17 protein-coding genes are annotated in these 20,117 nt (G+C 37.9%); 1 reads left to right on the forward strand and 16 read right to left on the reverse strand.

Annotated elements, in window-relative coordinates; genetic code table 11:
- Positions 1 to 199 precede the first annotated feature (199 nt).
- Complete coding sequence (locus NBH01_RS23150; RefSeq protein ID WP_373151641.1) at positions 200 to 1,825, reverse strand: RagB/SusD family nutrient uptake outer membrane protein; 1,626 nt, start codon at positions 1,823 to 1,825, stop codon at positions 200 to 202.
- A 111-nt stretch (positions 1,826 to 1,936) separates the two neighbouring features.
- Positions 1,937 to 4,681 (reverse strand): SusC/RagA family TonB-linked outer membrane protein, encoded by a 2,745-nt coding sequence (locus NBH01_RS23155; RefSeq protein ID WP_070750745.1) that lies wholly within the window; start codon positions 4,679 to 4,681, stop codon positions 1,937 to 1,939.
- 81 nt (positions 4,682 to 4,762) lie between these two features.
- Here NBH01_RS23155 and NBH01_RS23160 point away from each other — a divergent pair, with 81 nt between their 5' ends.
- On the forward strand, positions 4,763 to 4,924 hold the full coding sequence (locus tag NBH01_RS23160) for a hypothetical protein (RefSeq protein WP_155520514.1): 162 nt from the start codon (positions 4,763 to 4,765) through the stop codon (positions 4,922 to 4,924).
- A 7-nt stretch (positions 4,925 to 4,931) separates the two neighbouring features.
- On the opposite strand, the gene NBH01_RS23165 is transcribed toward NBH01_RS23160, so the two are convergent.
- The 14 genes from NBH01_RS23165 to NBH01_RS23230 all read right to left on the reverse strand — a co-directional run bounded on the left by NBH01_RS23165 (position 4,932) and on the right by NBH01_RS23230 (position 20,096).
- Positions 4,932 to 7,370 (reverse strand): GumC family protein, encoded by a 2,439-nt coding sequence (locus NBH01_RS23165; protein WP_070750743.1) that lies wholly within the window; start codon positions 7,368 to 7,370, stop codon positions 4,932 to 4,934.
- A gap of 12 nt (positions 7,371 to 7,382) precedes the next feature.
- Complete coding sequence (locus NBH01_RS23170; RefSeq protein WP_008766005.1) at positions 7,383 to 8,183, reverse strand: polysaccharide biosynthesis/export family protein; 801 nt, start codon at positions 8,181 to 8,183, stop codon at positions 7,383 to 7,385.
- A gap of 53 nt (positions 8,184 to 8,236) precedes the next feature.
- Positions 8,237 to 9,643, reverse strand: coding sequence for an undecaprenyl-phosphate glucose phosphotransferase (locus NBH01_RS23175; RefSeq protein ID WP_008766006.1), 1,407 nt, complete (start codon positions 9,641 to 9,643; stop codon positions 8,237 to 8,239).
- Positions 9,644 to 9,700: 57 nt separating this feature from the next.
- Positions 9,701 to 10,525 (reverse strand): glycosyltransferase family 2 protein, encoded by an 825-nt coding sequence (locus NBH01_RS23180; RefSeq protein ID WP_011107289.1) that lies wholly within the window; start codon positions 10,523 to 10,525, stop codon positions 9,701 to 9,703.
- 156 nt (positions 10,526 to 10,681) lie between these two features.
- Positions 10,682 to 11,788 (reverse strand): glycosyltransferase, encoded by a 1,107-nt coding sequence (locus NBH01_RS23185; RefSeq protein ID WP_016267805.1) that lies wholly within the window; start codon positions 11,786 to 11,788, stop codon positions 10,682 to 10,684.
- Entirely contained in the window at positions 11,785 to 12,255 is a 471-nt protein-coding gene (gene gmhB, locus NBH01_RS23190) for a D-glycero-alpha-D-manno-heptose-1,7-bisphosphate 7-phosphatase (RefSeq protein WP_070750741.1), read from the reverse strand. Before gmhB ends, NBH01_RS23185 begins: the two co-directional genes overlap by 4 nt.
- 15 nt (positions 12,256 to 12,270) lie before the next feature.
- Positions 12,271 to 12,978, reverse strand: coding sequence for a nucleotidyltransferase family protein (locus NBH01_RS23195; RefSeq protein WP_011107286.1), 708 nt, complete (start codon positions 12,976 to 12,978; stop codon positions 12,271 to 12,273).
- Positions 12,979 to 12,982: 4 nt separating this feature from the next.
- Complete coding sequence (locus NBH01_RS23200) at positions 12,983 to 13,576, reverse strand: D-sedoheptulose-7-phosphate isomerase (protein WP_011107285.1); 594 nt, start codon at positions 13,574 to 13,576, stop codon at positions 12,983 to 12,985.
- A 13-nt stretch (positions 13,577 to 13,589) separates the two neighbouring features.
- On the reverse strand, positions 13,590 to 14,636 hold the full coding sequence (locus tag NBH01_RS23205) for a GHMP family kinase ATP-binding protein (protein ID WP_008766012.1): 1,047 nt from the start codon (positions 14,634 to 14,636) through the stop codon (positions 13,590 to 13,592).
- Positions 14,637 to 14,666: 30 nt separating this feature from the next.
- Positions 14,667 to 15,608, reverse strand: a complete 942-nt coding sequence (locus NBH01_RS23210; RefSeq protein WP_070750739.1) for a glycosyltransferase family 2 protein — start codon at positions 15,606 to 15,608, stop codon at positions 14,667 to 14,669.
- 9 nt (positions 15,609 to 15,617) lie between these two features.
- Entirely contained in the window at positions 15,618 to 16,376 is a 759-nt protein-coding gene (locus NBH01_RS23215; protein WP_008766014.1) for an acyltransferase, read from the reverse strand.
- Between the two features lie 7 nt (positions 16,377 to 16,383).
- The gene (locus NBH01_RS23220) at positions 16,384 to 17,598 is read right to left on the reverse strand and encodes a glycosyltransferase family 4 protein (RefSeq protein WP_250700331.1); all 1,215 of its coding nucleotides are present in this window, start codon (positions 17,596 to 17,598) and stop codon (positions 16,384 to 16,386) included.
- A gap of 6 nt (positions 17,599 to 17,604) precedes the next feature.
- Entirely contained in the window at positions 17,605 to 18,834 is a 1,230-nt protein-coding gene (locus tag NBH01_RS23225) for a polysaccharide pyruvyl transferase family protein (RefSeq protein ID WP_070750735.1), read from the reverse strand.
- Positions 18,834 to 20,096 carry an O-antigen polymerase gene (locus NBH01_RS23230; RefSeq protein WP_070750733.1) on the reverse strand — a complete coding sequence of 421 codons (1,263 nt, stop codon included), beginning with the start codon at positions 20,094 to 20,096 and terminating at the stop codon, positions 18,834 to 18,836. Before NBH01_RS23230 ends, NBH01_RS23225 begins: the two co-directional genes overlap by 1 nt.
- Positions 20,097 to 20,117 lie beyond the last annotated feature (21 nt).

Consider the following 20,117-nt stretch of genomic DNA (forward strand, 5'->3'; position numbering starts at 1 on the left):
AGCCTATAGTCATTTAAGACTAGTGTCAAAGTTAGTTCACTGCAACTCTACTTTTCAAATATACACTTATATTTTGTTGTGATATTTAATACTGCAAATGTAAATGTGTCAAAAGTCAATAGTCACCCCATTTTAGTTACTATTGGCTTGACACACACTCTTTTAGTTTGTATTGGATATTATAAATGGATGAAACCAGCTAATATCCCGGATTCTGCTCCAGTTTTGTATTCATTACCCGTATCTTTTCCGGAATCGGGAATACGGTGGTATATCCATTATTCTCAGCAGGAAGTTGCGGACGACTGCTGTATGCTCTCGTGAACGCTCCGAAGCGAATCAGATCCTGCCGTCGCCAACCTTCCCAAGCCAGTTCGAGTTGTCGTTCGGCAAGGATATTTTCTAATGTAGCCGTTCGGGAGGAAGCGTTGACACGCCCACGTACTTCGTTCAGTTCGGCATCTCCGTCTTCCCCATTACGAACCTTTGCTTCGCTCTTCATCAACAGGACATCTGCATAACGGAACAGTACAATGTCGTTTTCCATCAGTTTACCGTCCTTGGTAGCCGTTTCGTCTACTTCGTACTTTTTCATGCGTGCTCCTGCCGTCTGCTCATAGGGAGTATTCGAGATATCCAGTTCGACTTTCCACGGCAAATATTCGAGAACGGTTCCATCGTCCAGACGGACTATATTTCCTTTTAAATCATATACGACTCCGGCAAAATAGCAGATATCGAAACGCGGGTCCTGTTGCGCTGTTTCATAGCCGAAGGTTTCCAGAACTTCGATAGTAGCGCTCGGTCCGTTTTCACCGCTCAGTCCGTAGGCTTTGGCGTGATTGTAATGGCGGGAACGGAAAAGGTATTGCATCTGGTTGGTGTACAAGGTCTTGTTCATCGGGATGGTGAAGATGTTCTCGACAGACGGTTCATTGAATACGGCAAAGTTGTTTTTGTAATCCGGTTCCAGACGATAGCCCATTTCTTGCAGTTGGTCACAGTATGCGATAACCGTCTGCCAGGCATTGAGGCGGTTGCCGTCTACTTCGAAAAAGAGATTCTTTCCGTCGGGACGCTGGCCGTCCGTCCAGTCGTTGTCGGTATAGACTTCGGCATTCAAGGCAAGCTTCGCCAAGAGGAAAACAACTACAGGACGGGTGATTCGTCCGTAATACGGACCGGACTGGTTGCTGTGGACTTCGGCCAGCAAAGGGGCGGATTCTTGCAGTTCTTTGAATACAAAGTCGAATATCGTTTTCCGTTCGCTCTGCACTACGTCTTTCATCGACGGGGATGAGGTAAGTACAAGCGGGACACGTCCGAACAGATCCATCAGATAATAGTAATACATCGCCCGCATGGCGCGTACTTCGGCACGATAGGCGGGAAGTTCGGCGTCGGTGTGGGTGGCACTGAATTTGTCTATTCGTTCGAGGGATTTGTTGGACAGCATCACCACTTTATAAAGATATTCCCAAGTGGCTTGGATAGCATCGTTATCTATTCCCCATTGGTGCAGGAACAGACCTTGCCAAAAGCCGCCGTCGTACCAATCGCCGCCACGGGTGGGGATAATGGCTTCGTCGGTGGTGAAGGTGTTCAGGTCATAGACTCCCCTACCCGTCCCCTGCAATCCCTGACTGTCGCTATAACCGCCGATGTAGGTGTAAAGTGAGGCTACGGCATTCAGATATACATCCGAGATATTGTTGTAGACTTCATCTTCCGGCAGTTTGTCTCTGGGACTCTCTTCCAGAAACTTGTCGCACGAGAAGAAGGTAATGCACACAATAAGACAGACAACTGTTTTTTTCAGGTTCATCTTCCCCTCAAGCAGAGTTGCTTTTCCATCATATAGAGATTTACTCTCTAAATACCATCCTTGCTGCTGCAAATATCGCTTTATCTTTTTCATTATCGTTTTCCTCCTCCGTTAAAAGTTAATACTCAATCCCAACGTGTAAGTCCGCGCTAACGGATATCCGCGTTTATCGTCCAGCCCCAAAGTGGAGTTGACCGTCGAGCTGTTGATCATGGGCGAAAGACCTGAATAGCCGGAAATCGTCGCAAGGTTGTTGACTGTAAATGCCAGTCGCAGGGAGCGAACATATTTCTTTAGTTTCTGCACCTTTTCTATCGGTACGTTCCAGCCGAGTGTCACGTAGTCGAAATTGACATACGCTCCGTTTTCCAGCCAGTAGTCGGTGGCGGTCTGGTCTTTGATATTGCGTGCGGGAGCTTCCTGCATCACATTGTAGTCGGGGAATATATTCATGTTCATATAGGTCAGGGAGGTTCCGTTGTATATTTTGTGTCCGAAGGCGCCGTTGATCTGTACTGAAATATCGAAACGCTTGTAGCGGAAACTGAGGTTCGATCCGAGAATCGTTTTTGGTACGGCTTGCCCGGCTACATAGCGGTCTTCGCCATCTTCGAGGCTGACGCCGCCGCCATTGAGATCGGCTATGTCATAGGTGTAGCCGCCGTTTCCGTCGGAAACGAGTCCGTTGGCACGTGGCAGGTAGAAGACACCCAGCGGCTGGCCTACTACTTGATAAACGATGTGGTTATAACCTCCGTGAAAGCCGGCTCCGTCGAGGCTGGCGAGACTCTTGTATTCGGGGGCGGAAATCAGTTCGCCATTGTACATACCGCTCAGAGAAAGCAACTTGTTCTGCTGGAAGGTGATGTTGGCGTTGATGTTCAGTTCCATGTCCTGAGTCTTCAACGGGGTGATGCCGATGGCTATCTCCAGACCGCTGTTGCGCATGGAGCCGATATTCGCCAACAGGGTGTTGTAGGTAAAGGGCGGTACGCTTACGTTGTAGAGGTAGAGCATATCCGTCGTTTTGGAGTTGTAATAATTGGCGGAGAGCAGCAGGCGGTTGCCGAACATGGCAAGGTCAATACCTGTATTGAAGGTATGTTTCACTTCCCATTTCAAGTCGGGATTCGTGTTTCGCAAGTCTCCCAATGACACGGCTGCCGAGTTTCCTACGGGAATCACTCCGTTCGGTTTGACAAGGCTCAGCGTGGTGTAGGAGTCGATACCGCTCTGATTGCCAGCCAAACCGTAGCCTATACGGAACTTCAGATTATCAATCACAGGGAGGCGTTTCATAAACTTTTCCTCACTGATCACCCATGCGGCGGAGACGGAGGGAAAGAATCCCCATTTGTGATTGGCTCCGAATTTGGAAGAGGCATCGGTACGGGCGGTCATTGTCAGACTGTAGCGGTCGGCATAGGTGTAGTTGAAGCGTCCCATGAAGGAGGCCAGATGCGGTTGCTCGTAGTACGAGTTGGTTCCCTCCCACGGCCGGAGAGCGCCGGCTTGCAGATTGTGGTAGCCGAATTTATCTGTATTGAAGTTGGTGACTGTGGTATAGAATCCGGTGTATGTCTCCTTCTGGAGTTCCGCCAGTGCCAGCGCGTCGAAGTAATGCTTCTTCCAGCCTTTCTTGTAGGTCAGCATCATGTTACCCAGGAGGGATTCCATCTTTTTCGTGCCTTTGTATGCCTGTCCGTGCGCCCAGACGGAGGTGGGCAGGTATTGGGAATTTTCGACTATGTTATAGGTATAAGCACCGAAGAGAACCAGTTTCAGTTCGTCCATCAGATTGAAAGTCAGACGAGCGTGAGTACTGATATGCGAGGTGGCATCATGATCCTGTACTTCCATCCATGCCAACGGATTCGTGATCTGACTGGCGGTAGTGATTCCGTCCCATGAACCGGAATCGGGGTCTTTGTGATTGGGGTATGTGGGATTGAAAGTGGCGGCAGAATAGAAGGTTTTCTGAAGGTCTACCAGATTGTGATTCTTCTGGATAGAACCGAACATGCCCAGTTCGCAGTTCAGAAAACCGTCGAACATCTTTTGGGTCATGTTCATATTGGAGGTGAAGTTCTTCATGTCCTCGTTCAGTATGACTCCCTGACGGTCCATGAAACCGAGAGATACACGGTAGCTAGATTCATTCGAGCCTCCATAGAAGGCGATGTGGTGGTTTTGCTGCAATCCTGTTTGTTCTATCTCTTTCTGGAAGTCGGTGTTGTTTCCCTTGTCCAGAATGGAGATGCCCCGTTCGGATGCAACCCGGCGGAAGTCATCTGCTGACAGCATTTTCAGATTCTTATAGACGGTGGATATACCGAAGATGCCGTTATAACTCACTTGCGTTTTACCGCTCATGCCCTTCTTGGTGGTGATTTCGATGACACCGGAGGCGCCTCGTGATCCGTACTGTGCTGTTTCGGAAGCGTCTTTCAGGATGGTGAAGCTCTCTATGTCTGTAGGATAAATGGAGGTAAGCATACTCAAATCGCCGAAGACTCCATCGACGATAATTAGCGGGTCGTTTCCGCTGGTCAATGAGGTGGTTCCTCGCAGGCGGACTGCATCTAAGGCGGCGGGACCGTTTGTCCCACGCTGGATGGTCAGGCCCGGTACTCGTCCGCGTATGGCTTCCAGCGGATTCGTGATCTGGTCTTTATTCATCTGTGTCTCCGTGATTTTCTCCACTGATCCGGATATGGTTTTTAAACTTCCGGTGGCGTATCCTACCGTTATCAGAGAGTCTATCGGAGTGATCGTTTTTCTCTGGGCAAAGGCACTTCCACTGGAAGTGATCAGAAAGAAAAGGCTCCAAATAGTAAGTCTGTAGTGTTGTTTCATAATTATCATTTTTTAAGGGATAATACAAATATAACAAAAAAAGCGGGCATCTGGTTGTCCGGATACCCGCTTTTCTTTGATATGGGATATAAAAATTATATTGTCAACGTAGATGAATACAACAAACCGCTTGATTGGGGAAAATCAAGCGGTCGGCTATATCTGACTGACTATATCTTGGGGGATATACTGTGGTCAATCAGACTGAAACAGGCTATCGTTTATTCTCAGGTTTATTCTTAGAACCGGATTACGATTTAGCACCTTTTTCCTGTCCATAACCGTATCCGTAGCCATAGCGTTTGCCATATCCATAGTACTTGCCATATTTACCGTAGCCGTAGTAGTAGCCATACTTCCTGCGTTTCAGGTCTACGCCATTGATTACAGTACAAAGGTTAGGCAGTTTCTTTTCTTCGGCAAGTTCGTTGATCAATGTATACTCTACTTTATGAGTATAGTCGGCACGGCATACGTAGACGGACAAGTCCGCTACACGACCGATCAATAAGGTATCGGTAACCATACCTACCGGTGCGGTATCCAGAATCACATAGTCAAAGTTCTTCTTCAATATTTCTATAGCCTTGTCCAGACCATCACGCGCTAACAGCTCGGTCGGATTAGGAGGAACCGTTCCACCGGGAAGTATATACAGATTCTGATTAATATCCGAAGGTTGTACCAGACTCATCAAATCTGTTTCCGGGTTTGCAAGGTATAAGGTAATACCTTTCTCTTTTGTCGAAAGACGGAAGACTCTATTCAATCCCGGTTTACGGATATCAAGCCCTACGATCACTACTTTCTTTCCTAATAAAGAGAGACTGATGGCTAAATTGGCGGAGATAAATGATTTTCCTTCTCCACTGACGGTAGAAGTCACAAGAATCACCTTCTTGTCATTCTGAAGCATGAACTGAAGGTTGGTACGGATGTTTCGGAAGGTCTCGCTCATCAGGTTGTTCTGATTCTCAAAGACGGCAATAGAACCGTCTTTTTCGTTCTTCTCGTCGGTTAATGGGATATCACCGACGATAGGAACGGTTGTCAGTTTCTCGACATCTGCACGGCCTTCGAGTTTGAACTTGGTCAGGCCAATCAGGTAGATGATGCCTACAGGGATGCCAACGCCTAATACTAAAGCGATCAGATAAATCATTCTACGCTTCGGAGAAACAGGGATATCATCAGCGATAGCTTCATCAATGATCTTTGCATTGTTTGCAGTAGCTGCCAATGCTATGGCGTTCTCCTCACGCTTTTGTAAAAGCATCAAGTACAGTCCGGCCTTGATTTCCTGTTGACGGGCAATACTTACAAACTGACGTTCTTGTCCGGGAGCATCACTAATACGACGAGAAAAACGGCTTGCTTCACGTTCAAGATCAGCTTTTGTAATTAATAAACCTTTCAATGATCCGTCAAGGGTCGCCTGCACATTCGACTTCATGGCACGGATGCTTGTATCCAGATTGATAATCGTAGGATTATTTTCTGTAGAAGTACGTAATAAGCGCTTCCGTTCAACTAACATTTCATTATATCGTTCAATCGTTGCAACCAATCCTGGATCTTGCAAGCCTATATTACCCGGAAGAACTTCGTATTCATTTCCTCTTATATATTTCCGCAAATCTTCAATAAGGCTGATTTGTGTCCGGTTCTCTACTCTCTTCTTTTCATATTCGGCGTTACCGGTCAAGGCAATTTGCGCTTCACTAGTCAAGTCGGTAATACCGGCATTACGTTTAAAATTCTCAAGATTTGCCTCTGTACTCCCAAGCTCCTTAGAAATAATATTGATACGTTCATCTATAAATTCAGCAGTCTTTTGAGCAATCTCATTTTTATCATTATTCGTATTACGGTTATACATTTCTAATAATTGATTGATAAAATCTTGCCCACGTTGCAAACTAGAGTTCTTCAATGAAATCACAGCTACCGAAGTCGTTTTAGAAGTAGGCTCAATTTTTAGATTTTCACAATACGCCCGTGCTACTTTCATAGGTGATTTAATCTTAGCCGTAATATGCCGTATATTTGAAGACGCTTCCATTGTATCTTTCTTCAATGATAAGGAATCTGGCGATTGAAAAAAAGCTAAAGTTCCCTCATCCATCGGGAATACAGCTGGCAATTTCTCAAAATGCTTTTGGTATTCTTTATCACCAACTGTAACATTTACCTCCAAACCACCTTCTCCATACAACGCCATCTCAACAACCATAGGATCAGTTAGTTTCTCAGCTTCTTGCGGAGTCAAACTAACTAAAACAGGAGAAGTTTTATACATATTCTTTGAAGGAAATCCATCTTCATCTGTATATGATACATATAAGTTTAACAGATTGATTACTTCTTTCACTAAAGTCTTTGAACGTAAAACTTCAAGTTCATTATCTATATTCTGAGAAGAACTAATCAAGCCACTTAACCCTAATTCTTCCAGTCCTACCATACTTCCTGTATTGCCACCTTTTTTGTCATCCTTTATCAAAACTGTTGCCGATATATTATAAACAGGAGTGGCCATACGCAAATATATCCAAGCTCCAATAAGACAAACTAAAACGGCACCGACAAACCACGGCCAATGAATAATATATTTAAAAAGTAATTGTTGAATATCTATTTTCTCGTCCTCAGTTTCACACTGTCTTTCGTTTACTATTTCTTCTTTCATTTTTTCAAAACGTTATTTTAAGATATTAAATAATAAGCTGGCAAGAGAAACTAGGATAGATGTAGCAGAGAACCATAGACTCGTACTATTCCCAATATCCGAGTTACGAGCTTTTGCCTTATTAGGTGTTACATAAACGACATCATTTTGCTGTAGCCAATAATATGGAGAAAGAATTGTTTCTGATTTATTCAAATCAAGAGTTATAATTTCTTGCTTACCTGTGGCATCTTCACGAATCAGTTTTACATTATCCCGCAAGCCATACACCGTCATATCCCCTGCCATAGCAAGCGCCTCCAATAAATTGACTTTTTCATTAGAAATAGTAAAAGTACCCGGACGAGTGACTTCACCTATCACTGAGATTTTATAATTTACCATACGCACTGTAACGATAGGCGTTTCTTTCATATAGGGTTTCAACTTTTCTACAACCATTTGTTCTGCCTGTTTCTTTGTCAAACCACCTAGTTTTAACTCTCCCAATACAGGAAAAAAAATCTTTCCTTCATTATCTACCAAGTAAGTTTGTAACACAGGTTGTGTAGTAGCTAAAATATTAGTAACAGACAAATTTGTTGGACTGGCAACTGTCAAATTAAATGGTGCAGCCAACTCCGGACTAGTACAGGAAACTACGATAGTCAACAAATCTTTAGGCATGATCTTTGCATCATACAAATTCTCTTTCTGTTCTATTTGATTTACTACTTCTGTATCCTGCAAATAAGGTACTTTCTTGTAGGACTGGCAGGCCGTAAACAGAAAAGGCAGTAACACTACAAAAATCAATTTATTCAATATTCTCATAACTGTGATGAATTAGATATCTATTCTTTTATACTTTGTTGTTTTATTACTAATTAATACGCTTCTTTTTCTCCATGAATAGCATTATATACTGTTTTATAAATAATATACAAATCAAGCATAAACGTCCAATGCTCAATATACCAAATATCACGACTAACCCGTCCTTCCATTTGCCAAAGTTCTTTAGTCTCTCCACGATAGCCTGTTACTTGCGCCCAACCAGTTATACCAGGCTTCACAAAATGACGAACCATAAATTTATTAATCACTTGGGCATATTCCTCTGTATGTTTCAGCATATGGGGGCGAGGACCAACAACAGACATATCACCCATCAATACATTAATAAACTGAGGCAATTCATCAATACTCGTTTTACGAATAAACTCACCTATACGTGTTTTACGAGGATCATTTGCTGTAGCTTGAAGAACATCACATTGTGCATTTACTCGCATAGAACGAAATTTGTAACACCAAAATTCACGACCGTCTTCACCACTACGTTTCTGTTTAAAAAAAATGGGCCCCGGCGAGCTGATTTTAATAGCAATCCCTATTATTATATAAACAAAAGGGAAAATAGTACACAAGAATATCAATGAAAATATTATATCAAAAAATCGTTTTAAAACACGATTCTCACGAAGTTCCAATGGTTCACGACGAATAGATAATACTGGTACATTACCTAATAAATCAAAATACATCCTGCGCTTTAAATAGTTACGGACATTGGGAACACTAAAAAAACGCACCAAGTGGTTCTCGCAATAATTAATGATCGGAACAATCTCCGCACTCCGTACAGAAGGAAGACTACAGTAGAGTTGTGCAATTTTACCTGAATTTCTTTCTAAATACTCAATCGCCTCTTTCGGCTGTCCCAAATATGCAACTTCTTCCGGATAATAATCGGATGGGGAATCTTCAAAATATCCCATTACACGGTAGCCTGAAGTTGGATCATCTGTCATTGAATGGTAAAGTTCCTGCATATTCTCGTGACTGCCCACCAATACAACCATGCGAACATTTCCTCCTTTTTCACGATAAAGCTCCAAAAAATAACGAAAAGCAAGACGATAACAAATCAAGATGATCAGTAAAGCAACATAAAACAATCCGAACAACCGAGAGCGGAAAAATTCAAAATGGAAAAGAGACAAAAAGCAAATGGAAAATAAAATAAAAGGAACCATATTACGAAGTACACGAATCATAATCTGTTCTGGACGAACAACTGGATGATGCAAAATAACCCCTGATTGAATATTGCAAACCAGATAGCATAGACTAAGCAGAACCATCCCTTGATAAAGAGAAGTTAAATTACCAGAATAAAAGCGACTGCCCAAAACCAGTTCAAATCCCCATAGCAATGAATTCAACAAAATTATATCCCCAAAAAGGACACAAGATTTTAAAACTTTATTAAAACGTTGGATCTCCTGCATAGAACGATGTTATATAATAGATTTTAATATTATTTCTATAAAACCACATTTATTCTTCTAATAATATTCTAGTTTTGAGCAAGCTTGCATTTTAGAACAAAAGCTTCCAATCGAACATCCATGTTTCTTAAAGAAAACAAACATACTCTGTAAATGAAGAAGCGCCTTTCGACCGATTTTAGAACTTCCACGAAGATGGTTATGAGTCATTATAGATTCAGGAAAATAAATGACAGGACGATTACATTTCCAAGATCGAAGACAAATATCTTCATCTTCCATATATAAAAAATAATTCTGATCAAACCCGCCTAAAAAAGCATAAAAATCTCTCCGCATAAATAATGCTGCGCCAATAGCCCAATCTACAGGTTGTATCTTTGTTGTATCCATGTTTTTACAAAGATACTTATTCACTATCTTACTGGTTGTTTGATCATTACCTTTAGATAAAAATCGAGAGAACAGAACTTTTAATGTAATAAAACTTCTCACAGAATATTGAACTGTCCCATCTGGATTCAATAGTTTTGGTACAGTAATGCCTATAATAGGATGCTTTTCAACATATTCATATAGAAAATCTAAACTCCCTTTATGCAAAACAATATCCGGATTAATAATAGCAATATATTTCCCTATTGAGGCTAATACTCCTTTATTATTATTTTCTCCAAATCCTAAAGGTTTTTGATTCTCAACGATCCTTACTTGAGGATAATTTTGTCGGATATATTCAACAGTACCATCTGATGAACAATTATCCACATAAATCATTTCAATACTTGCTTGAGGAATATTCTCTTTATATAAAGAACGTAATAATACTTTAAGGTATAAAAGATGGTTCATACCGACCGTAATAATAGAAATATCAATCATATTTATCGAGGATTAACAAAGGAAAATTGAATAAATTAATTCCAAATAATATATCTATTAAACTAAATATATAGACTTTCACTATATGATTGTAGTTATATTAAATCTGGCAGTAAAGACTAAACAATAAACTCACACATATCAACAATAAATCACTCAAATCCTTTTAATATAGTTTGTTATGGAATCCGATTGATATGTCTTAATAAACATTTCTTTCGTTTTTATTCTTTCATCTATATTCAAATTGAGACATTCCATACATCTAATATAATCCTTTGGCGTCTCAGCAATGAGCATAAAGGAATTAAATAAAGGAGGAAGACCTTCAAAAGCAATATCAGTTCCAATAACAGGAATGCCACATGCCAAAGCTTCTATAACCTTGACTTTAATACCTGCCCCTGTAAACAATGGGGATATCAAAGCTTTACTCTGAGATAAAATCTTATATGGATCATCTACAAAGCCAAGAATATCTAAATTCAAATTCGGAACTATATTTTTCACATCTTTATTAGGAAATCCACGTCCTATGATTTTAATATGTACTTTTTTTCTCAATAATGGACCTACAGTATTAATAAACCACAAAGCCCCTTCCGCATTTTCTTTACGCCGCCAATCGCCAAACATTGTGAAATAATCCTCAACTTTATCGGGACTTTTATTAATAATTTGTTCATCAATATAGTCTAAACAAAGATTAGTTTCCTTATGATAAATCTGTTTTATTAGGTCACAATCTTTTTGTGAAAAAGAAAAAATATGAGCATTAGGCAGATTCAAGGACATCCGTTCCGAGAAAATACATATCTTCTGCATTAAATATGAAGAAGAACGAAGCACACGTTGTGCAATTACATCATGGCAAAGTAATATTTTAGGAATACGTTTATCAATATATCGTCCATACAAGAACATATTACTATGATTAAAAATCACAACTTTATAATGATTCATTTTAAGCAAATCCCTAACTCTTCGAAGTATCAGCCAATTAAAACGTATAGAAAAAGTAGGATGAACAAAAGGAAAGTTGCAAACATTTTTTAATTTAGTCATTATCGAGTTACGAATTGTTAGTTTCGTATTTACATTTCCTCTTTCGGGCACATAATCATTTTCCCAATCATATTTAAAATAAATCAAATCAACATCATAACATGAAGCTAAATCATTCAGCATTATCATAGTGTTTTTTTCACCTGCTGCTGCCTTATTGGGAACATATGCTGTCAAAAACAAAATTTTCTCTTTCATATAACTTTAATTCCTACAATACCACAATTCTTAGCAAATTTTATATCACTATCACTATCACCTATCATAAGGCACTTAGCTTTATCAATATCTGGATAATCTCTCAATATTTGAAGAAACATACCTATTCCCGGTTTACGGTTAATATCAGAATCCGTCAAAGCGGTACAATAATAAATTCTATCTATTCTCCCTCCATAGTTCTTAACTTCAGAAATCATTCGCCCATGTATATGTTTTAAATCCTCTTCACTCATAATTTCCTTCCCTACTCCACGCTGATTAGTCACTATAAATATATATTTAAAATGGGTATTCCAAGCTTTCAAAATTTCAAGTACTCCAGGAAGAAATTCAAACTCTTCCCATTTTTTCACATAGTCATCTGGACGAAGTCTGTTAACCACTCCATCACGATCTAGCAACAATGTTTCAAAACCAGTTACATCAATATCTTGTAGTCTCATTATAGAAAGAATTATTTAGAAAAGGAGATCTGAAAATTCCGCATTGGCCTTGTCGTAATCTTCGGGAATACCAATATCAATAAAATATCCATTTTGCACCACACCATAAAGTTTTCCTAATAAACATTGGGGTTGAAGAACTCCTGTCTCAAAAGAAAATCTCTGCGGTAGTCTGTCGAATATCGGTTCTAATGTATTGATAATATATATACCACCATTAATCAAGCCTTTCTCGCAATATTTTTTCTCATCAAATCTTCTAATCTGATTAGTATCTTCACATATCTGTACATTTCCGTAACGGTCAAAGTTTTCCATTGGCTTTAATGCCAGTGTGATTGATGAAGGATATAAACAATGCCATTCATATAATTCATTCAAATTTACATCAAAGAATGTATCGCCATTCAAAACAATAATATTAGGTTTACTAGTTCTCTTTAAGGCTAGTTTTATTCCTCCACCTGTCCCTAATGGTTCGTCCTCCACGGCATATTCGAAAGCAAAAGGAAACTCATCTTTACACTCATCAATCCAATCAATAATAACACCGCGTAAATAACCCAAAGATAGAATTACTTTTGATACATCAAATTTTGTAAGATATTTCAGTAAATACCACAAAAAAGGTTTGTTTGCTATTGGCGCCATACACTTGGGTACTTCATTTACTACACTACGCAAACGAGTCCCAAATCCACCAGCTAATATGATAACTTCCATAAAATTATTTATTATATTCTTCCCCGAAAATATTCTCTTCCACAATACAGCAAATAATATGTCCTATCAATGTTTGACATTCCTGTATACGAGGGGTTTCAGCACTAGGAACTTTAATGACAATATCAAAATCATCCATTTTACAAGACTTCATACCTGTAAGAGCAATCGTTGTAATCCCCTTTTCTTTACATATAGGCAAGGCATCTACAATATTTTTCGAATTACCTGAAGTAGAAATACCAATAAAAACATCTCCTGCCACACCTTGTGCCTGGAGTTGCCGTGTAAATATTTTATCATATCCATAATCATTACCAATAGCTGTAATAACACTGGTATCCGTAGTTAAAGCTATTGAAGGAATTCCCGGACGATCAAAATAAAACTTACTCACAAATTCGCCGACTAAATGCTGAGCATCAGCTGCACTCCCCCCATTACCCGCAAACATCGTTTTATTTCCTCGACGATAGGCCTCAGTACATACGTCAGCCGCTTTAGCAATAGCCGCTATCACTTCTTCATTTTTAGAAAGTTCCGCTTTCACTCGCTCACTCTCCGCGACTTGTTTTCTTACAATATCAATACTTTCCATACTTATGCTATATCTATTTCTGAACTTTATCTGTTGAATAAATCTTCCATCCGTGTGCACCGTCATCAATAAACTGAAATGGCATAACAAAACCATTCAAATTATTTAAAGCCCGTACCACTTCTTCTTTACGTGTCGGCTCAACCACAAACATGATAAATCCTCCCCCACCTGCTCCACTAACCTTACCGGCCATAGCACCGGCACCAGTGGCTACATCAAAAGCTTCTTGAATCATCGGATTAGTAATGGCGCCAGCCATCTTCTTCTTATTTTCCCATCCTTCACCCAAAATACGAGCAAACTCCCCAACATCCCCCTTCAACAAGGCTAATTTAGTATCAATAGCACTCTGTTTAATCTTATGCATCGCCTCTATAGCGGTTTGATTACCTTCGCTCGTATTTTTCTTCTGCTCATTAATAATAGCAGCAGAAGAGCGAGAACGACCTGTAAAATATAGAACCATACTTGACTCTAATTCATCCACAATCCAACGTTTCATTTTTAGCGGATTAACAATCACCAAATCATTTTGCAAGAATTCCATATAATTGAATCCCCCAAAAGCTGCTGCATATTGATCTTGCTTACCACCACTCAATCCCAAATCCTTACGTTCAATTTCATAAGCTAGACGCGACGTCTCGTAATCTCCTAAAGGAAGTGACAACCACTCAATAAAAGCCTTTAATATACAAACAACCATAGTAGAGGATGTTCCTAATCCTGATCCAGCAGGCGCATCATTATAAGTTGTTATTTTGAATGACTTAGGCTCAAGCCTATAATCACGAATAATACGGTTATACACACCTTTTATGAGACTTGCTTCTCCATCAATCTCTAATTGAGACATAGAAAGGTAACTTTTGCAACATTGTGCATCATAAGCATTAATCTCAATCCTACCGCTGTTGGTCTCTTCAATAGTACAATAAGCATATAAATTAATTGTTGCATTGAGAATCAACCCTCCATAAATATCACTATAAGGTGATACATCACTTCCACCACCAGCCAATCCCAGACGTAATGGCGCTTTACTTCTTACAATCATTTTATTGAAATATATAAATTATTCATATAGTCAAAAATATAGAACATCCTTTACTCTTTTAGCTAGCTGAATGAAACGATATGTCCAATTAATGATAAATGCATCATTGAAGGAAATAATATTTTTTCCAACTGCCTTATCTAATAAGAGGCGTATTTGAGATTTTGAGATTGCTTGAGAATAATGTACCACTAAACGAAAAAAAGCATACTTTGTAAATCGGTAGACAGATGATTTATGAAAGAACTCATTTATCCAATGAGTAAACTCAATATCAGCAGTAAGCTTTCGGAGCACCATTTTATTATCCATATTAGGTGTTATATTTTTTTTGCTCTTACGCCAATATACATAATCTCCAGAAATAGTTTTAATACCTTTATCAGCTCCTATTTTCACCCATGTAGCTATATCACTTCCCCATGCTAAATCAAAGTGCTGAAAACCACCTGTACAATTATAAATATCCCTTAGAAAAATATACTCTACTACAAAACTATCTAACCGAGCCGACGCTTTCCGACGATAAAAAGTCTCACTATCTATCACCGATGGATAAACAGTTGGAATTCTCACTATCTGATTTTCGCAATCAACAATCTTAACATCAAAATGATAAATGTCAAAAGCTCCATTATCTATTGCTATTGTATTAAAAAAACATTCTACACAACGAGGCCCCATAATATCATCATCAGAAAACAGCCACAGCCAAGGCTCATTCTGTGTCAGTTGTATACAACGGTTCCATTGTGCAACGAGATCATGCCCACCAAAATTCACTTCAAATCTTCTATAAACAATATCCAATTGCTTCGAATATTGTTCTATAAGACTCTTAAAATCATCTCTACTACAATCCTCACCAATATAAACAGTGAAATCTTTACATGTCTGTTGCGCTAAAGAGAATAATACAGTCTCAAAGAAGTCTACCTTATAGGCAGGTATTACAATTGCCAATTTTTTCATTAATCAACTTTATAGAAAATGAAGATATGTCCCTCCCAAAGTATACCGCAAATCAATAGAACGTTGCGCCAAAACTTTTGCTGGTATTCCTCCACATATAGTAAAAGGCGGAATATCCTTAGTAACTACGGCACCAGCTGCTATCACTGCTCCCTCCCCAATAGTAACACTATGCAAAATTGTTACATTAGGGCCAATCCATACACGGTTCTTTATATAAATAGGACCACGATTCGTTTTCATAGATCGAAAGTATGGATCATTATAATCATGACCACCTGTCCAAAGAGAAACATTAGAAGCAATATTAACGTTTTCACCGATATAGATTCCTCCACGCCTCGCATCCAGAATACTATTATCTCCAACGACAGAGCCTTTTCCTATCATCAACATCCATGGTGCACGAATTTCACTTCCATAATATAATACTGAATTCTTTTCCATTTTTACCAAGAAAATATACTTGTAAAAGAAATCACGTATATGATGTGAAGGAATATCCGAAATTATTTTGATCATCCAACGAAAATAACCATCCACAATATTGATCAATCCTCTTTTATCTATTCGTTTGAACAATTTTTTAGAACAAGAAGAAGAAGTAATGCCAGAATCCCTAATTTCACTCACCTCACCTTCAGGATTAGCCATGTTTTTGCGACGATGCAGCCAACAATAAGCCATTAGTAAAGGAGAAGTAAATAGCAGTAACCAATACTTAATAAATACAACTATTAGTATAAACAGAACAACCGATAAATTCATAATCTCATTATCGTTTCAACATTTCATTATAAATATTCAGGCGCCGCTGTACAGAAGCTTCCGGTGAATACATCTCCATTAGTTTCTCATGAGCAGCTTTTGTCAGATTATGTTGTAAAACCTTATCTGTTGCTATTTTTAAAACACCAGTAGCAAAAGCTTGAGGCTCATCAGCTATGATACACTCTTTTCCATTTATAAAATCAAGTCCTTCTACACCTACTGTGGTAGTAACGAAAGGCGAATAGAAATTGACCGATTCTAATATTTTCATACGAATACCGCTACCTATTAAAATAGGTATTACCATAATACATTCAGATATAACCATAGCCAAGTTATCTACAAAGCCACAAAAAAACAAATTTCTATACTTCTTCTGATATTCTGTTTTAATTTTCTCATCCCATTTTCCTATAATTTTAAAAGTAAAATTGGGATTTTCTTTGAGTATCAAAGACCAAACATTATCTAAGAACCAAGTAACTCCATTTAAGTTTGGGTTATGACCAGAACCACCAATAAAACAGATACTACTCCGTTCACATTCCTTATATGCTATATTATCAGGTAAAGGAATAAAAGAAGGAGAAGCTGAAATAGGTGCTCTTACCCCATCACACATCAGGATATTCTTATCAATATCAGTCATTGTTATTACTTGGTCGTATTCATTTAACGCATTAATTTCCTGTATCTGTTGCATCGTGGCTAAATAGCGTACGCTAGAAGGATATTCACGCTGCTGAAACAGACGTTCCTTAGCAATGTATTGAATTTCATGTTGAATGAACACCTTCTTTACAGTATTAGGAATAGCATAAACCATATATAGCTGTTCAAAATATTCATTTTGAACAATATCAATCCGATCTTTTTTTATAATTTCATTTACAAAATCAATATAAGCATCTTTATATATAGGTGTAGCCAAATATGGCTGTTTCAAAAATTTCCGGGTTATAATACGGTGCAGACGAAATAATGAGTATTGCGACTTGATGCCATCTTTATTTTTATAATATTCAAAAGGGTAAACTTTAACCTTTGGTAATTGTTTTTCCAACAAATATTGACAGGCCATTTGTTTCTTAAAGAATACAGGATAGATCAAAGTTATATCTATCATATTCTGCAACTCCATTAACATATTAAACGACCCCTGCTTTCCTCCGTCTGTAGCAGGATAAGGCATCCATGGCAATGTAATAAGATATCTCATAAAACATTATTTAGACTTAAAAACTTCCAAAATAGAACTCATCATTTGCTCATAGTTATTATAATAATTCAAAGCTGTTTTTTGACATGCTATTACATCAAAATGTAATATTTGATTAATCACAATATCAACAGGTGGACATTTCCAAAAGCGAGAATACGCATTGATACGATTATCAAGTAAAGAAAAACGTGACATAATATCATAAATTTTACTCGATTCTTCGACACATACACAACGTGCATATTTAAGTACACCATAGGTATCAAAACAAAAACATGGTACTGCATTATGTAGAGCCACAACAATAGGATGCATATTTTCCCCAATATATCCTTTAGCATATTTTATCAAGGCATACCAATCTAATGGAGGTAGCGGAGTAGTAATAGAAAAATCAAAATTATGCTTAAACTCAATACCAGTCGGCATAGGAAGAGCAACACATTCTAAATATAGCTTTTTCATTTCTGATTTTAATTTATCCATCCATAGCATATTATCAAGCATTCTACATTTCATGCTTACAAGAACATAATTTTCAGGCAAATGATATTTTAAAAGAATATCTTCTTTTGAAGGAATGAATTTAGCACAATTATAATTAAAGGCAAATACTGGATCGGGAGTTATATTTGGTATTATTGCCCCTTTTGTTATATAAGTAATCATATCACGAGTCCATATATCTCGAACCGAAATATATTCGAAGTGAGACAAATTATTACTCATTTTATGCTTTACCGAACGCGCTATCAATCTATATTTCGCATTCTGTGATGATGCAGACATAATTACCATTGGAATTTTAGACCCAAGTTTATCATAAAATGTACCCCAAAAAGCATTAGGATACTCACGTTCAGATGTAGCTTTATTAACACGTACAACTGTTTTGGTTGGAAAATCCAATCTACCCCAAAAAGACGAACACTGAAGAACTGCATCACTGCCAATAATTATACCTTCTATTTTTTCATCCTTTATCACTTGACAAATATCATCATCATTACGACATATTTTGGTCTGCGGAAAATATTTCTCTACAAAATGAAAATGCTCTTGTGGTTGCTTCTGAGTTTTAATACTTGTGAAACGAGCTTCAAAATCTTCTGGCTCCCACTTAATCAAAATAGGATTATATCCGTGATTCTGTAGATAGCTTATCGTAGATAGTGCTTGTAAATTAGCCCCAAAATTAGGGACATTAGCAAATGTTAGAATTCCGATCTTCATTATTTATTAATATATTTTCTTGTCCGATACTTACTAAATAAAAAGCAGAAAAAAAGAGTAAACAAAATTTCAAGATTCCCCCAATCCCCTTGAAGAACAAAGAAAAAAACACCATTGATCAGTGTGTAGGCTAACATTCCCAAAGCTATGAACTTAGGCAGTGTCAGTATATTGTAAGGTCGCATTTTCTTTACCATAAAAAACGATAAAAGCAAACCAATAACAATAGTGCCAACAAAACCAAACTCAATATTCAGACCGCCTACAAATGTATAGAATACATGGGTGTCAACACCTGTAATATTATCAAGCCACTCCCATTTTTCACGTGTTGTTTTAAAATTTGAGGAAATTCCCATAAGCTTACGAAAAAAAACAAAATATGCCTCTCCCCATGTATTACCTTTTAACTCATAGAAAAAATGTGTATTATAATTATTAAAAGACTCTCCTAAATACCGATAAAACATATAAGTGGCAAGATTACCAAAACGAGAGTTGGATATAAGAATAAAGGCTGAAGAAATAGGAACTAAGATTAAGATTAAATAAGATACAATCTTTTTTTTCAATCCTACATTCATAAAAACAGATAGAAACACAAAAATAAAAACTAAAAAGAAAAATGTCATTATCATTACGGCTCTACTTGCATATGCTGTAAACATATATACAGGAAAACATAAAGAAGTGACGAGAAATATCTTAAGAAGTTTTCTATGTGTTTTTATGACAAGTAAACCGTAAGCGGCAATCAAAATAACAACATTGCGTGCGCCCATATATAGACGACATAATATGTTAAAAAAATAATTTGGAAATTGTACAATCTCAGATTCATCATATGTATCATTACGATAATCACCAATATTTGAAGAAAGTATTGCTTTTAAAAATGAAGGAAATAAAATAATATATAACACTATCTGAATAAAAAGAAGTATCCAAACCAAATTTATGAAGAAGTTAGAATTTAACGTTTCAATTCGAGTGATTCTAGTATTATCATATCTGATAATAGGATATGCAAAAAGAAGAATAACAGGTATAAGATATAAAAATGGTATAATTGAATACGTCTCCCTCCCCCGCATATAATGAAACAACTCGTGCTCATGATACAGTAATGCTCCCCATGCACAAATCGAATAATATGCCAATATATAGAAAGCGATATTTAACTTCCTATTTTTCCAATAGTGGTAAACTGCTAATATAGAAAAGACAGCAGCGTTAAATATCAATATTTGTAATTCTGACATTTATTTGATTTTTTGTTCACC

The sequence above is a fragment of the Bacteroides sp. B1-V-101 genome (genome assembly GCF_023656585.1).
Lineage (GTDB): Bacteria > Bacteroidota > Bacteroidia > Bacteroidales > Bacteroidaceae > Bacteroides > Bacteroides thetaiotaomicron.

Excerpts from the sequence above, each read along its gene's own strand:
- NBH01_RS23150 (WP_373151641.1), bottom strand. The coding sequence starts at position 1,825 with ATGAACCTGAAAAAAACAGTTGTCTGTCTTATTGTGTGCATTACCTTC.
- NBH01_RS23155 (WP_070750745.1), bottom strand. The coding sequence starts at position 4,681 with ATGAAACAACACTACAGACTTACTATTTGGAGCCTTTTCTTTCTGATC.
- NBH01_RS23160 (WP_155520514.1), top strand. The coding sequence starts at position 4,763 with ATGGGATATAAAAATTATATTGTCAACGTAGATGAATACAACAAACCG.
- NBH01_RS23165 (WP_070750743.1), bottom strand. The coding sequence starts at position 7,370 with ATGAAAGAAGAAATAGTAAACGAAAGACAGTGTGAAACTGAGGACGAG.
- NBH01_RS23170 (WP_008766005.1), bottom strand. The coding sequence starts at position 8,183 with ATGAGAATATTGAATAAATTGATTTTTGTAGTGTTACTGCCTTTTCTG.
- NBH01_RS23175 (WP_008766006.1), bottom strand. The coding sequence starts at position 9,643 with ATGCAGGAGATCCAACGTTTTAATAAAGTTTTAAAATCTTGTGTCCTT.
- NBH01_RS23180 (WP_011107289.1), bottom strand. The coding sequence starts at position 10,525 with ATGATTGATATTTCTATTATTACGGTCGGTATGAACCATCTTTTATAC.
- NBH01_RS23185 (WP_016267805.1), bottom strand. The coding sequence starts at position 11,788 with ATGAAAGAGAAAATTTTGTTTTTGACAGCATATGTTCCCAATAAGGCA.
- gmhB (WP_070750741.1), bottom strand. The coding sequence starts at position 12,255 with ATGAGACTACAAGATATTGATGTAACTGGTTTTGAAACATTGTTGCTA.
- NBH01_RS23195 (WP_011107286.1), bottom strand. The coding sequence starts at position 12,978 with ATGGAAGTTATCATATTAGCTGGTGGATTTGGGACTCGTTTGCGTAGT.
- NBH01_RS23200 (WP_011107285.1), bottom strand. The coding sequence starts at position 13,576 with ATGGAAAGTATTGATATTGTAAGAAAACAAGTCGCGGAGAGTGAGCGA.
- NBH01_RS23205 (WP_008766012.1), bottom strand. The coding sequence starts at position 14,636 with ATGATTGTAAGAAGTAAAGCGCCATTACGTCTGGGATTGGCTGGTGGT.
- NBH01_RS23210 (WP_070750739.1), bottom strand. The coding sequence starts at position 15,608 with ATGAAAAAATTGGCAATTGTAATACCTGCCTATAAGGTAGACTTCTTT.
- NBH01_RS23215 (WP_008766014.1), bottom strand. The coding sequence starts at position 16,376 with ATGAATTTATCGGTTGTTCTGTTTATACTAATAGTTGTATTTATTAAG.
- NBH01_RS23220 (WP_250700331.1), bottom strand. The coding sequence starts at position 17,598 with ATGAGATATCTTATTACATTGCCATGGATGCCTTATCCTGCTACAGAC.
- NBH01_RS23225 (WP_070750735.1), bottom strand. The coding sequence starts at position 18,834 with ATGAAGATCGGAATTCTAACATTTGCTAATGTCCCTAATTTTGGGGCT.
- NBH01_RS23230 (WP_070750733.1), bottom strand. The coding sequence starts at position 20,096 with ATGTCAGAATTACAAATATTGATATTTAACGCTGCTGTCTTTTCTATA.